The organism is Pyrobaculum islandicum DSM 4184, assembly GCF_000015205.1.
Classification (GTDB): Archaea; Thermoproteota; Thermoprotei; order Thermoproteales; family Thermoproteaceae; genus Pyrobaculum; species Pyrobaculum islandicum.
On record NC_008701.1, the window covers coordinates 479059 to 491243 of the forward strand.

Annotated in this window: 15 protein-coding genes; 11 read left to right on the forward strand and 4 right to left on the reverse strand. The window is 47.2% G+C overall.

The annotated features are described in order from the left end of the window. The first annotated feature begins 20 nt into the window (after positions 1–20). The 3 genes from PISL_RS02640 (at position 21) to PISL_RS02650 (ending at position 1180) form a co-directional block, all read left to right on the forward strand. A complete protein-coding gene (locus PISL_RS02640; protein ID WP_011762268.1) occupies positions 21–455 on the forward strand; it encodes a 50S ribosomal protein L14 in 435 nt (144 codons plus the stop codon). Positions 456–524: 69 nt separating this feature from the next. Next, on the forward strand, positions 525–851 hold the full coding sequence (locus PISL_RS02645) for a hypothetical protein (RefSeq protein ID WP_011762269.1): 327 nt from the start codon (positions 525–527) through the stop codon (positions 849–851). After that, on the forward strand, positions 830–1180 hold the full coding sequence (locus PISL_RS02650; protein WP_011762270.1) for a hypothetical protein: 351 nt from the start codon (positions 830–832) through the stop codon (positions 1178–1180). Before PISL_RS02645 ends, PISL_RS02650 begins: the two co-directional genes overlap by 22 nt. A gap of 447 nt (positions 1181–1627) precedes the next feature. Here the strand turns inward: PISL_RS02650 and ahcY are convergent, their stop codons facing one another. Then, the gene (gene ahcY / locus PISL_RS02655; RefSeq protein WP_053240285.1) at positions 1628–2941 is read right to left on the reverse strand and encodes an adenosylhomocysteinase; all 1314 of its coding nucleotides are present in this window, start codon (positions 2939–2941) and stop codon (positions 1628–1630) included. Between the two features lie 50 nt (positions 2942–2991). Here ahcY and PISL_RS02660 point away from each other — a divergent pair, with 50 nt between their 5' ends. Genes PISL_RS02660 through PISL_RS02670 form a run of 3 tightly spaced genes read left to right on the forward strand, consistent with a single transcriptional unit; the run spans position 2992 to position 4938 of the window. Continuing rightward, positions 2992–3837, forward strand: coding sequence for a KaiC domain-containing protein (locus PISL_RS02660; protein WP_011762272.1), 846 nt, complete (start codon positions 2992–2994; stop codon positions 3835–3837). 4 nt (positions 3838–3841) lie between these two features. Continuing rightward, entirely contained in the window at positions 3842–4267 is a 426-nt protein-coding gene (locus PISL_RS02665) for a helix-turn-helix domain-containing protein (protein WP_011762273.1), read from the forward strand. A gap of 5 nt (positions 4268–4272) precedes the next feature. Beyond that, the gene (locus PISL_RS02670) at positions 4273–4938 is read left to right on the forward strand and encodes a B3/B4 domain-containing protein (RefSeq protein WP_011762274.1); all 666 of its coding nucleotides are present in this window, start codon (positions 4273–4275) and stop codon (positions 4936–4938) included. Here PISL_RS02670 and PISL_RS02675 read toward each other — a convergent pair. Continuing rightward, positions 4930–6231, reverse strand: coding sequence for a cyclic 2,3-diphosphoglycerate synthase (locus PISL_RS02675; protein ID WP_011762275.1), 1302 nt, complete (start codon positions 6229–6231; stop codon positions 4930–4932). The two genes, PISL_RS02670 and PISL_RS02675, sit on opposite strands and share 9 nt — an antisense overlap. A 76-nt stretch (positions 6232–6307) precedes the next feature. Between PISL_RS02675 and PISL_RS02680 the strand changes: the two genes are divergently transcribed. Continuing rightward, entirely contained in the window at positions 6308–6907 is a 600-nt protein-coding gene (locus PISL_RS02680) for a metallophosphoesterase family protein (protein ID WP_011762276.1), read from the forward strand. Here the strand turns inward: PISL_RS02680 and PISL_RS02685 are convergent. Next, positions 6869–7351: a hypothetical protein gene (locus tag PISL_RS02685; protein ID WP_011762277.1), complete on the reverse strand. Its 483-nt coding sequence runs from the start codon at positions 7349–7351 to the stop codon at positions 6869–6871. The genes PISL_RS02680 and PISL_RS02685 overlap by 39 nt on opposite strands. Beyond that, positions 7348–7848 carry a DsbA family protein gene (locus PISL_RS02690; protein WP_053240286.1) on the reverse strand — a complete coding sequence of 167 codons (501 nt, stop codon included), beginning with the start codon at positions 7846–7848 and terminating at the stop codon, positions 7348–7350. The genes PISL_RS02685 and PISL_RS02690 overlap by 4 nt, the downstream gene beginning before the upstream one ends. A 120-nt stretch (positions 7849–7968) precedes the next feature. On the opposite strand from PISL_RS02690, the gene PISL_RS02695 reads away from it, so the two are divergent. The 4 genes from PISL_RS02695 (at position 7969) to PISL_RS02710 (ending at position 12158) form a co-directional block, all read left to right on the forward strand. Further along, positions 7969–8706, forward strand: coding sequence for a thioredoxin/glutaredoxin (locus PISL_RS02695; RefSeq protein WP_011762279.1), 738 nt, complete (start codon positions 7969–7971; stop codon positions 8704–8706). A gap of 71 nt (positions 8707–8777) precedes the next feature. Then, a complete protein-coding gene (locus PISL_RS02700) occupies positions 8778–11312 on the forward strand; it encodes an adenosylcobalamin-dependent ribonucleoside-diphosphate reductase (protein WP_011762280.1) in 2535 nt (844 codons plus the stop codon). 46 nt (positions 11313–11358) lie between these two features. Continuing rightward, complete coding sequence (locus PISL_RS02705) at positions 11359–11832, forward strand: hypothetical protein (protein ID WP_011762281.1); 474 nt, start codon at positions 11359–11361, stop codon at positions 11830–11832. A 59-nt stretch (positions 11833–11891) separates the two neighbouring features. Then, positions 11892–12158, forward strand: coding sequence for a hypothetical protein (locus PISL_RS02710; RefSeq protein WP_011762282.1), 267 nt, complete (start codon positions 11892–11894; stop codon positions 12156–12158). The last annotated feature ends 27 nt before the right edge of the window (positions 12159–12185 follow it).

Sequence of the window (12185 nt, forward strand, 5' to 3'; positions counted from 1 at the left end):
ATATCAGCAAATATGCGGCTATGGCAAAACGTGGCGGCAAGAGAACAGTGGGCGTGTCTTATAGATTCCACGTCACTCCGGGTATATTCTTAAACAGCTTAGTGCCGGTTGCAGACAACTCCGGCGCTAGACTTGTCCGCGTTATAGGTGTTGTAGGTCATTATTCAAAGACAGTGCATCGGAGGATCCCTGGCGCAGGCGTTGGCGACATGGTTGTCGTAGTAGTGCGAGAGGGGAAGCCTGAGTTGAGAAAACAGATATTTAGAGCGATTGTTGTGAGACAAAGGCGGCCCTACAGGAGACCAGATGGAACATGGGTCGCTTTTGAAGACAACGCCGTAGTTATTGTAACTCCGGAAGGAGATCCTAAAGGGTCGGAGATCCACGGCCCTGTTGCTATGGAGGCAACATTGCGTTGGCCGACAATCGCAAACCTAGCATCTATAATAGTTTAAATTTTCAGCATACTCTCTAGAGTCTTAGTTATAACTGCTGGATTTTTATTGCTATAGTATAAGATAGACGTGGCCTTGTCAGAGCTAGAGACTCTACTGCCGAGACTCACTAAGCTTTCTCCGGCGAAAAAGATACTAGCGCTTTACAAATTAAGAAGTCTAGTTAGTGAGGAGGACTTTAGACATCTTGCAACTCTCTTAAGCATAGACTTAAGCAAAAGCGAAAGCCCAAAGAGGTGGGTCTCTGTTAACACAGTAGACGAAAAAATTGAGGACGAAGGAGACATAGTAGAGGATCTTATAGAGGTAGACGTCGAAATTCTAGAGATTTTAGAAGACGATGAATATGTTGGTAAAAAAATCGTGGAGAGAATATGGAAGTCGAATACCTTATAGAGAAGTTAGGACAGTACCTAGGCGGCATAGACATAGAGAAGGTGAGACATAGCTTGAGGTCAAAACCTGTCGGCGCCGAGAGAATACTTGGGATAAAGATAGAGGAGTCTGAAACTACAGAAGCTGAATGTCTTAGAATTAAGGGCCTTATAGATCTATATAAAAAGGAGGAGATGAGATTGATAGCCCTCCTTAGAGAGCTTAAAACAATGGGAATTGCGCCAAGCGATATGGAGATTTTGAAGAAGAAAATTAGGCTAGTGAGAAAGAGGATACGCATCTACAGAGATATTATGAAAAAATGTCAAGCATCACTTCCAGAAGTCTAACATAGACGTTGACACATTTATAGAGCTTTCCACGGTATCGCTGAACCTTTGGGAATATCAGGGCAGGTCAGTTTCGTCATTAAATCAGGCCCCAGAGTTTACATCACAAAAGAGTACTCAGTATCAAGATTTAAGTGCTATGTCTCTTATTTCAGCTGCTTTTAGGCTGTAAGGGCTTCTCTTTCATTCACGCCCTCGTGAACGACCACGCCGCATCAGAGCAGAAGCATTAGGCAAGCTCGAGTCCCATTTGATAGGCTATTTCCCTACGTTTTTAAAGGTTCTAAACTGGCTTGGCACTTATCAAAACAACGATATGTATTAACGTCTCCTATTCAAAGGAGGGGATTTACCTCGCCTGATAGACGAAGTCTTACTAGGGTAGGCCTGTTTTATCATAAAGTTGGGTCTTAGAGTTTACGTCTTAGAGAAGCGGCGGTATGAATGTTACGTGCCCAACTCCCAGGAGGTGAGATATTGTTTCTGTTCTTCGGTTAATTCTTCTATTTCGATACCCATAGTTTTGAGCTTAAGCCGCGCTACTTCGCGGTCAAGTTCGTCGGGTAATTTATAGACGTCAATAGCTAGCTTATTTTTTACAATATGCTCGGCGGCGAGGGCTTGGTTTGCAAAAGATAGATCCATGACCTCAGAGGGATGGCCCTCTGCGGCTACCAAATTCACTAGCCGGCCCTCCCCGATGAGATAGACACGTTTGCCATTTGGTAGCGTGTATTCCTCTAGGTACTGTCTTATTAACTTCTTTGAGATTGCTACACGTTCAAGACCTGCGACGTCGATTTCTACATTAAAGTGACCAGCGTTTGCGAGAACTGCGCCGTCTTTCATCTTAAAAATATGGCCTAGATTTATTGCTCTTATATTGCCCGTGGCTGTTATAAATATATCGCCTATCTCAGCTGCCTTGTCCATAGGCATAACTTCAAACCCGTCAAAGACAGCCTCCAGAGCCCTCACGGGGTCTACCTCTACCACAATTACTCTCCTTGCGCCGAGGCCTCTAGCCCTCATTGCGATTCCTCTGCCAACCCAACCATACCCGGCAATAACCACGTTTTTGCCGGCTATGAGGAGGTTTGTTGCCCTCAAGACGCCGTCCCAAGTGGACTGGCCTGTTCCATATCTGTTGTCAAATAGATACTTCGTATAGGACTCGTTAACTGCTATGATTGGGTAGAGAAGCTTTCCAGCCCTCTTCAGCGCGCGGAGCCTTAACACACCTGTGGTGGTCTCCTCGGTGCCCCCGCGGAGTCCGGCCACTAATTTATCGGGGTCTATAGACCCCGCAGTCTCTAGTACGTACTCAATTGTCTTGTCTCGTGCTTCATGCTTAAGCTTATGTATTGTCACTGTTAGGTCTGCACCGTCGTCTAGAGTAATCGTGGGGTAAAAAGACAACGCGAAACCAATGGCATTGTAATAATCTCGTTCAGACATCCCACGCCATGCGTAGACATATGCGCCTTCTTGTGCCAAAGCGGCGGCTACATCATCTTGAGTTGAAAGAGGGTTAGATGGTATAACTACAACTCGCGCTCCTCCTGCGATTAAAGTACGTACTAGAACTCCTGTCTCTTTTGTGACATGTAAACAAGCGGCTATCGTCTGACCTGCAAGAGGTTTCTCTTTTTCAAAACGCTTCCTAATTTCTAACAATACGGGCATATTTCTCTCAGCCCAGTACAACTGTTCCCTACCTCTTTCGGCTAGCGAGAGATCTTTTACCTTAGATTCTGTCATCGGCATATAGAACATAAAATTAATTTAAAGATTCTATATTGTTGAAAAACATGGTACCAAGAGTACGGAGTTACATACCTGGGCTCGACGAAATTTTATACGGCGGTATACCAGAGAGAAGCGTTGTTTTATTAAGCGGAGGGCCGGGGACAGGCAAGTCTATACTTGGCAAACAATTTCTCTATAACGGTTTAAAAAGGGGAGAGCCAGGCGTTTTTGTAGCACTTGAAGAACACCCCGTTGCCGTCCGCCGTAGCTTTCGCCACTTTGGATGGGATATTTCTCAATATGAGCGCGAGGGGAAATTTGCAATAATAGACGCGTTTACGGGTGGCGTCGGTACTGCGGCACAACGGGAAAAATACATAGTGAAGCAGGTAGACGACGTCTATGAATTAAGCGATGTGTTGAGACAAGCAATTAAAGACATCGGCGCTCGTCGCGTGGTAATAGATTCAGTATCTACCCTCTACTTAACAAAACCAGCTGTGGCTAGGGCTACGATTATGACACTAAAGAGAGTTATAGCAGGTCTTGGATGTACTGCGTTTTTCGTATCTCAAGTCTCGGTGGGAGAACGCGGTTTTGGCGGCCCCGGCGTAGAACACGCAGTAGACGGCATAATCCGTCTCGACTTAGACGAGATAGACGGCAAGTTACACAGGTCGATCATTGTGTGGAAAATGCGAGATACAAAACACTCGATGTTGCGCCACCCCATGGAGATAAAAGACGGCGGGATAGAGGTGATGTGGGACAGATATCTAAAGATTGTAGGAAATACCGTTAAAATAGAGCCGATCTCTAAGGAGGAGGTAGAGGCTATGCGAAAGGCTGTGGAAGAGGCCGAGAAACAGCCAGCTCAGAGAAAAGTTGAAATAGAGGTGGAGGATTAGGGCCATGGCGGAGATTCCGTTAAAGCCGACGGGACGTGAGGAGATTAGAAAGCTGGAGTCAGCGCTATTAGTAATGTCTTTGTTTGACAAAGAGACTCTTGAAGCAATTAAAGACCCAGCCACTAGAGTGACTTGGGTAGACTCGCTTTATACCGCCGCGGCTGCCTTAGCTAGAGAGAGAGCTGGCATTCCTACTTCTAAAATAGCTGAAGAGCTTGGAGTCACCGAGGCTACTGTAAGACGCCATTTAAAAGGTGAAACCAGGGCTGGACAATTAGTGAAGAAAGTATACGATAGGTTATCTAAAGAAGGCTTTAAGGTAGAATTGCCGACAGAACTAGCCGAAGAGTGTACAAAACAGATAACTGAACTGAAAGATAAAATAGAAAAAGTAAAGAAGGCGCTTGCAGAAATTCAAAGCTGGCTTTAGTATAAATGATTACTATTTTAAACGAGGTAAAAAGCTTGGGAGTTTTCGTAGCTTATGACGTAGTATATGGGGTAGACAATACGAGATATACGTCGCAACTTGAAGAAGAGATTAATAGAATCGTGGAAGAGATTAGAGGGGCTCTCTCTTTAGAAACGCTAAAAGATCACCACATAATTAGAGCGTATCGCGACTTCTATTGGAAGACTCTTAAAATAGATCCAACAAAGCAACGGCCTGCGCAAGAGGCCCTCCTCAGGAGAGTGTTGCGCGGGGAGTCTCTGCCGAGGATAAACCCCGTTGTAGATGCTGGAAATGCCATATCAATAAAATATATAGTGCCCATAGGGCTTTATGACATTTCGAAGATCCACGGAAAAACCCTTCGCATTAGGCTGTCAAGAAAAGGAGAGGTCTTCCACCCGATAGGAGGTCAGCCGCATGAGCTAGATGATCAGATAGTCCTTGCGTCAAATGACCAAATACTCCATGTGTATCCATATAGGGATAGTGTAGAGACAAAAATAGACGTGTCAACAAAAGACGTGTTAATCGTAGTGGCAGGAGTTCCGGGAGTTGAGGAGGAGCGGTTAATAAATGCAACGTTACACCTCCGCAGACTTTTATCGCTTTTGGGAGGTGTCGCCGATGGCGATGTGAGATTAGCTTAATCTTTCTAAAAAGGCATTTACAAGATCCTTTACTGTCGGCCCCTCTACTATCTTTAACCTCCAGCTAACTCTTGCAATGGGTTTGTTTATGCTTATTACTCTCTCTATTTTAGCTGGCGTGGCTACAAGTACGATATCTACATCAATATGTTTAATTACGGCTTCTAAATCTCTTCTCTGTTCAAGAGTGTAGCCTAGGCTTGGCAATACAGGCCCTATATTATACTCTTCATATATCTTCTTTATAGTGCCGACAGCATAGGGTCTCGGATCTACAACCTCTGCTCCGTATTTTACCGCAGCTATATAGCCTGCGCCATATGGCAAACCGCCATGAGTAACTGTAGGCGCGTCCTCAATTATAAGCACGCGTTTACCCGTTATATCTTTATCTACATAAACCTCTAAGTCTGCCTTTGTTATAGATGCCCTTGGATTTACCCGTCGGACGTTACTAACGACCTTTTCGACATTTTCTCTACTGGCATCACTAACCTTAGTTATGATTACTGCATCTGCAAGGCGGAGGTTTACCTCGCCGGGAAATGAGTTAACCTCATGGCCTGCTCTACGCGCGTCGGTTACAACAATCATATAATTAGGTCTAAAGAATGGGAAATCGTTGTTACCGCCATCCCACAGTATAATATCTCCAAGACGCTCTGCTTCTCTTAATACAGCGCTGTAATCTACACCGGCTAACACAGGGACCCCTATCTCCACATATTGCTCAAACTCCTCTCTTTCTTCAAAGGTCAGTTTGTCTAGATCCTCCGGCCTTTTAAATACCTCAACTATGCTCTCTTCTAGATCTCTATATGGCATTGGGTGTCTCACTACGGCAACTCTATACCCCTTGGCAGAGAGCTCTCGTACCACCTCCTTAGAAACAGTAGATTTGCCGGCGCCTGTTCTAGTCGCCGTGACAGCTATGACAGGTTTTATAGAATTGAGATATGTGTCATTAGGCCCGTGAATTTTAAATGTGGCTCCGCTGGCAAGCACGGCCGAGATTATATGCCCAACCTCATCATATAACAAATCACTATACGCAAGAACAGCCTCATCTACGCGAAGCTCTTTTAGAAGCCGCGTAAGCTCCTCGTAGCTTCTCCATGTATATATAGGTATGCCCTCAGGTATGCCAGAGAGCGAAGGCGGATATCTCCTATTTGGCAAAGGAATTTGTGTCATTAAAAACGCAACTACTTTATAATCTTTAGACCCTCTGTATACCATGTGATACACATGGAAGTCTCTCCCTGCAGCTCCTATAATTGCGACTCTACGCATACTAATCTAGAAGCTATATGCTTATATGTATTACTAAATAGAAGCCAGTCTTAAAAGACGCAAAAATCGGCCTTATGTGATATTTTTCGGCGACGTACACATAGGCTCGCGATATTCGAAAATACAGGAGCTAGTAAAATGTCTCAGAGCTACATATGTAGAGGAAGTTGTTATTACCGGCGATCTTTTTGAGAATCAGTATAGGAGGGTTAGCTACGACGAAGCTATTAAACTCATAAGAAGAGCCATGGGGATTCTACAGATTCAACCACGGAGACTGTATATTTCTTTTAGTAAGTCATCACATGACCCACAGCTACCAGGGCCCCTTATTACAAAAATAGGCGATACTGAGGTCTTTGCTTATAATGGCGAAGTTTTTATAGAGGGCCCTCAAAAAATTGTAGTTACACATGGAGACAGAGCCATAAGGAGTGGGGTATTGGCGTATTTTATAGATCTCGTCAGAAGAGGCCAGCTCGGCAGATGGTTGAGGAGAGAGTTGGCATTAAGCGACGAGGTTTGGCTAGTTTATGGCCACAGCCACGTGCCCTATGTCAATGAGCAAGAGAAAATACTCAACCCCGGAAGTTGGAAAATATATGGGGTAAGGAGGATTAGAGGCAATATTTATCAATTACCTTATCCCAAGCCTCTCTGCCAGCCAGATCTCTAGCCTAGTTATCGCCTCTGGGAGTCTTCCTAAGTCTACGACTTCTCTCTGCCGTAAGTCGCCGCCTAGACATTTCTCCCACATAACGTGAAATCTAACGTTGCCCCTGGCTATACGTCTCACATTTTCAAAGGTCGCCTCTTCTTGATTTATTACAGCGCCGGGTCCTGCATACGCTAACTTATGCGCGTAGCCGACATAAATAAGCTCGCCGACGGCGTGTGATAATATACGCGAAATTGTCCTCCGTCTACATGTTGACATGTTTAAAACGCGGACTCTATAACCCATTTTTGCAATTAAGGCTCCAACTACAGCGAATTGGTATGAGGAGCCAGGCGGCGGAGGTATCACTGTGACATCGCCAAGCGCGTTTGTGACGTCAAATAAAAGGTATGTATAGAAATCATGCAAGATATACCTCTCTGGAACCTCTCCCAAGATCATAAAGAAGATATAGCTTCCAAAATTTCGGTTGGAGATATATAGCCGAAGTGTATATATCCCTTGCCCTTGGCTAAGTGGTAAAAGAGAAGTGTCGGCGTGCCAATAACACCGAGTTCTTCTGCCATCTTTTCACATATCCTCAAGTTACCCTCGGGGCAGTTGCCGATTTCAACCCTTTTGCCTTCAAAGGCGTCTCTTACAAACTTCAACCGTTCTTTTTCAGAAATACATCTGAGCATTCTATGGAGAGGTTCGGCATCTCTATGAACTACATAGTCACACATTGCGTATGTTATAAGCCCCCTATTTGCCATATCTACTAAAAGCTCTTCCGTCTCTTTAAACAACTTTGCACAGAAAGGACATTTTAAATCGAAAAATACTAACACAACTCTCTCGCTATTTCCTACCTTTACTACTGCCAAATCAAGTAACCTCTTTACTACTTCGGTCTTTGTAAGTGGCGTGAGTCTGAGCTTAGACTTTCTGAAAAACACGGCGATAAAAACAAATAGCTGTTTAAAACATTTCAACGGTGACGACATTGGTCTTAGCTGAATAGTGACGAGGGGAACGATTACGCGAAAATCTAAATATAGAAATCAAAGATTGTGCTAATGATTAAAATAGTAATTCACCACACATGTAAGTCGTCATATGTATTATACAAAGCCCTCAGGGGTGTGCCAGGTATAACTTTTGAAATGGTGGGCACGTTGTATTTCCCATATCTCAAACGTTACGTATTGAGTGTGCCTGCAGTTTTTGCTAATGGGAAACTTGTATTAGTAGACCCGGTAGAGCCAGGCGATGTAATTGCTCTAAAAGATGGCAGAACAAAGAAGGAGCTTGACATAGAAGAGGCTATAGAAAACTTTGTAAGAGGTATAATGGCGAGTCAAGCTATTTTAACAGCTGTTATGTTGTATAAATCTCTCAAGCCTGTGCTAGATCCTGAGCTTGTCGCAGTGCTTTCCAGAGCGAGATATCATGAACAAGAAGACAAAATTGGTCAGATTGTACATAAATTACAGGAGAGAGGAGAGGAGCTTTTGCAAGAACACTGGGAGAGTTTTATCAAGTTGCTAACTTTTGGACTTGTTAGAGAGCTGTATTGGCTCGGCATTGATATAAACGAGCTAGAGATTAGCCATATAAAAATGTGGCTATTAGCAAAAGCTACATTAGGCAGATTGGGTTTGCCATACCCAAAGCCATCAGTGCCAGACGATGTGGCTACTGCGGTGTATGCCACATTGAAAGAGTCAGGCCAGAGATATATGGACAAGATAGCCGAGGAGCAAAACATCATTGCTACAGACAGAGAGTTTCTCGCATTAATACAGGAATATTGAAAAGTTTCAGAAAGCTCTCTCCACTTACTTTTTCACTGAAGTGAATATATACAGAAATTGACACAAATACCATGTATACAGTTGTTAAACTCAGCGGCTTATTGGAGCCTTTCTCACTTGAGAAATTAAGACTATCAATTCGACAGGCAGCGTCTGAGGTGGGCGTTGAGGTAGACGGCGAGGTGGAGATAAACATAAATAGGGACGTCAACTCGTGGGAGTTGGCGGATCTAGTCCAGCTTGAGTTGCTCAAGCGCGCCATAGATAGGCCAGAGTTGGCGGAGGTGGCTAAGTCCCACCTCCTGGGCAGGATCTACAAGGAGGTCTTCGGCAAGGACTTCCTCAAGCACAAGTCGGGCTATCTAGAGCGGGCTCTCGCGAGGTATAGACAGCTGGCGGAGGCCGGCCTGCTGAAGGAGGAGTCTCTACGCCTGCTGGAGGCCTTCGAGCCCAGGCCCGACTTCGACAGATCGCTCAGCTACAACGCCCTCCGCCTCTTCACCAACGGCAACTACGCCCTGAGGGGCGGGGACTTCAGGCTGGCCGAGACCCCCAGCATGGCGGCTTGGCGCGTCGCCACAGCCGTCGCGCGGGATGTGGAGACGGCGAGGAGGTACTACGACGCAATCACGTCACTGAGGATAGTGCCGGCGTCGCCCTTCTGGTTCAACGCCTGGACTAAGAAGGAGATGTTCGCCTCGTGCTTCACGCTGGAGGTGGAGGACTGCCTATCCTCCCTCTCCCACCCAGGCCGCTTCTGTATCTACGACGCCCTTGCCTACTCCGGCATAATACAGCAGTTGGGCGGCGGCGTCGGCTACGACTTCTCCCTGCTGAGGCCGGAGGGCGACGTGGTGAGGGGGAGCGTCGGCGTTGCCTCAGGCCCAGTCAGCTTCATGAAGCTGTTCGACACCAACGTCGAGGTGATTAAACAGGGGGGCAAGAGGAGGGGCGCCCAGATGGGCACGCTACACGTGTGGCACCCCGACGTGAGGAAGTTCATAAAGGCCAAGACGGGGGAGCTCAAAGACGCCCACCTCCAGAACTTCAACATCTCGGTCTTCGTAGACGACGCCTTCATGGAGAAGGCGCTGGGTCTCGACAAAGACCCGAAGTACCCCCTGGTGAACCCGAGGATATATCTGGAGAGGACCGGGAGGAAGCCCGTGGAGGAGACCCGAGTCAGCCCGCCGCAGGAGGCGGTGGCCGGTTGGGTAGACGCGAGGGAGCTCTTCCGCGAGATCGCGGAGGGCGCCTGGGACTCGGGAGACCCCGGCGTGATATATAAGGACAACCTAAACGCCTCCAACCCCCTCCTCGGCGAAGAGATAGAGGTGGCCGGCCACAGGTTTAGATACATCTGGAGAGCCGTCAACCCCTGCAGTGAGACCCACCAAAACCCCTTCGAGGTGTGTAACCTCACCCACATAAACCTAGTCAAATTCGCCAGGGAGTGCGCCGGGAAGACCTTCGAGGAGAAGCTGGCGTGTATAGACTGGGAGGGTCTCGCCGAGGCGGCCCGCCTAGGCACTAGGTTTCTCGACGACGCGATAGACCGTAGTTACACGGGGATAGAGGTGATAGACGAGATGAACCGTGCCACGAGGAAGAACGGCCTCGGCATCATGGGCTTCGCCGAGCTGTTGATAAAACTGGGCATCCCCTACGCCAGTTGGGAGGCGGTGGAGCTGATAAACAGAATAATGGCGTGGATATACGTCAACGCCCTCGACGAATCCGCCGAGTTGGCCAGGGAGAGGGGGCCGTTTAAGTTCTTCGAGAAGTCGGCGTACGCCAGAGGCGAGATACCGGTTCTGAAGTTCCAGGACTACGTCTGGGGCAGGTGGGAGCGCGTCAAAGGGGCCTTCCCGCCTGAGCTAAGGGAGGCAGGCGACCGCCTCCGCGAGATAACCATGAGGACGAGGGAGTGGCTGAGGCCGAGGCTTGAGGCGCTGAGGGAGAAGGTCAAAGGCGGCGTGAGGAACTCGGTGGTGTTGTCCATAGCCCCCACGGGCAGAACCAGCATACTGGCCGGCACCACAAGCGGCGTGGAGCCCGTCTTCGCCCTGGCCTTCATAAGGAACGTGACCGTCGGCACCCTCATAGAGTACTACTGGCCGGCGGTGGAGTGGCTGAGGGCGAGGGGCCTCTGGACGCCCCAGGTGAGGAAGACGGTGGAGGAGACCGGCATGCTCAAGGACGCCCCTCTGCCGGAGGAGGTGAAGCACCTCTTCGCCACCGCCATGGAGATCGGCTGGCTGTGGCACGTCCTAATGCAGGCGAGCGCACAACAGTGGGTGGATCAGGGCATATCCAAGACCATAAACATGCCCGCCAATGCCCCAAAGGAGGACGTATACTGGGCTTTCGCCCTCGCGTGGGCCCTCGGCGTTAAGGGCATAACGGTGTATAGAGACAAGTCCAAGTCTGTGCAGGTGATATACACAGGGCTGAAGCAGGAGATAAAGAAGAAGCTGGCCGACACGAAGATAATAGTGAAACCCATCGCCCTGGACTCAGCCATAGAGGAAGTCGCCGAGAAGGCCAAGCTGAAGGCCCTAGAGGAGGGCAAAGACCCCTACTGCAAAACTGGGGAGTGTGGTTAGGCGATTTTCAAAGTTGAGTTAATAAGCCGGGAGGGAAGCTATCCACATGTTAGATATCATATCTAGATCTGTGAGGATAGGGCTTGTTTTTGTAATTTTTAGTGTATTCTATACACTATTCAACGTGTGGTGGGCTGGCGTATTAGACGTCTTCCCATTGCTTGTGGGGGTCTATTTGATGACGTTAATCTCCGTCGTTCCATACATAGTTATAAACGTTGTTATAGCCCTTAGAAACAGGGGGGATGGGAGGTGGGTTATCACAGTGGGACTCTCTCTGACTTTGCTCGCCTCTCTTATCGCGGCAATAGTTAAACTAAGCCACTTGAGGGAGGTCGTAGTGCCTTTCTCTATTTCACAACTAAGGTTTGACAGCGTGTTAGCTCTCTCGCTTGTATTACTTGGTCTATCTGCATTAATATACTTAAATGGGATAGTACCTGAAAGCAAAAAATTGGCCCGCATATTATATTTCAACCTAGTGGAAGACAACAAAGAGGACGACGTTGAGACTATTTAAGTAGGTCTCTTTATATGTTCGACAGTTATAAGTTATAAAATTACTCGCATTTATACGTTGTGGAGAGTGTTTTGTTGATTAGAGAATTTGAGAAAGGCCCTTATGAACTAGTGGAAATTCTGCGGTTTGAGAAAGGTCGTCGTTATATCTACAGACTTCTGGCAAACGACCGCGAGTACTTCGTACATATAGTTGTACTCGGAAACGTTATGTATATCGAGCTATGGCACCCGGGATATGCAATCCCATTGCTTATATTCCGCATCTCTAGAGTTGAGGAGCTGACTAGAGTTTTCACTCTTTTAAAGTCCTTAACTGGCGGGTAAAGATTTATAGAATATACAACCTCCCGT

Bases quoted from the DNA above. Each gene is read 5' to 3' on its own strand.
- ahcY (WP_053240285.1), bottom strand. From the start codon at position 2,941: ATGACAGAATCTAAGGTAAAAGATCTCTCGCTAGCCGAAAGAGGTAGG.
- PISL_RS02640 (WP_011762268.1), top strand. From the start codon at position 21: ATGGCAAAACGTGGCGGCAAGAGAACAGTGGGCGTGTCTTATAGATTC.
- PISL_RS02675 (WP_011762275.1), bottom strand. From the start codon at position 6,231: ATGCGTAGAGTCGCAATTATAGGAGCTGCAGGGAGAGACTTCCATGTG.
- PISL_RS02660 (WP_011762272.1), top strand. From the start codon at position 2,992: ATGGTACCAAGAGTACGGAGTTACATACCTGGGCTCGACGAAATTTTA.
- PISL_RS02685 (WP_011762277.1), bottom strand. From the start codon at position 7,351: ATGATCTTGGGAGAGGTTCCAGAGAGGTATATCTTGCATGATTTCTAT.
- PISL_RS02695 (WP_011762279.1), top strand. From the start codon at position 7,969: ATGATTAAAATAGTAATTCACCACACATGTAAGTCGTCATATGTATTA.
- PISL_RS02665 (WP_011762273.1), top strand. From the start codon at position 3,842: ATGGCGGAGATTCCGTTAAAGCCGACGGGACGTGAGGAGATTAGAAAG.
- PISL_RS02700 (WP_011762280.1), top strand. From the start codon at position 8,778: ATGTATACAGTTGTTAAACTCAGCGGCTTATTGGAGCCTTTCTCACTT.
- PISL_RS02650 (WP_011762270.1), top strand. From the start codon at position 830: ATGGAAGTCGAATACCTTATAGAGAAGTTAGGACAGTACCTAGGCGGC.
- PISL_RS02705 (WP_011762281.1), top strand. From the start codon at position 11,359: ATGTTAGATATCATATCTAGATCTGTGAGGATAGGGCTTGTTTTTGTA.
- PISL_RS02670 (WP_011762274.1), top strand. From the start codon at position 4,273: ATGATTACTATTTTAAACGAGGTAAAAAGCTTGGGAGTTTTCGTAGCT.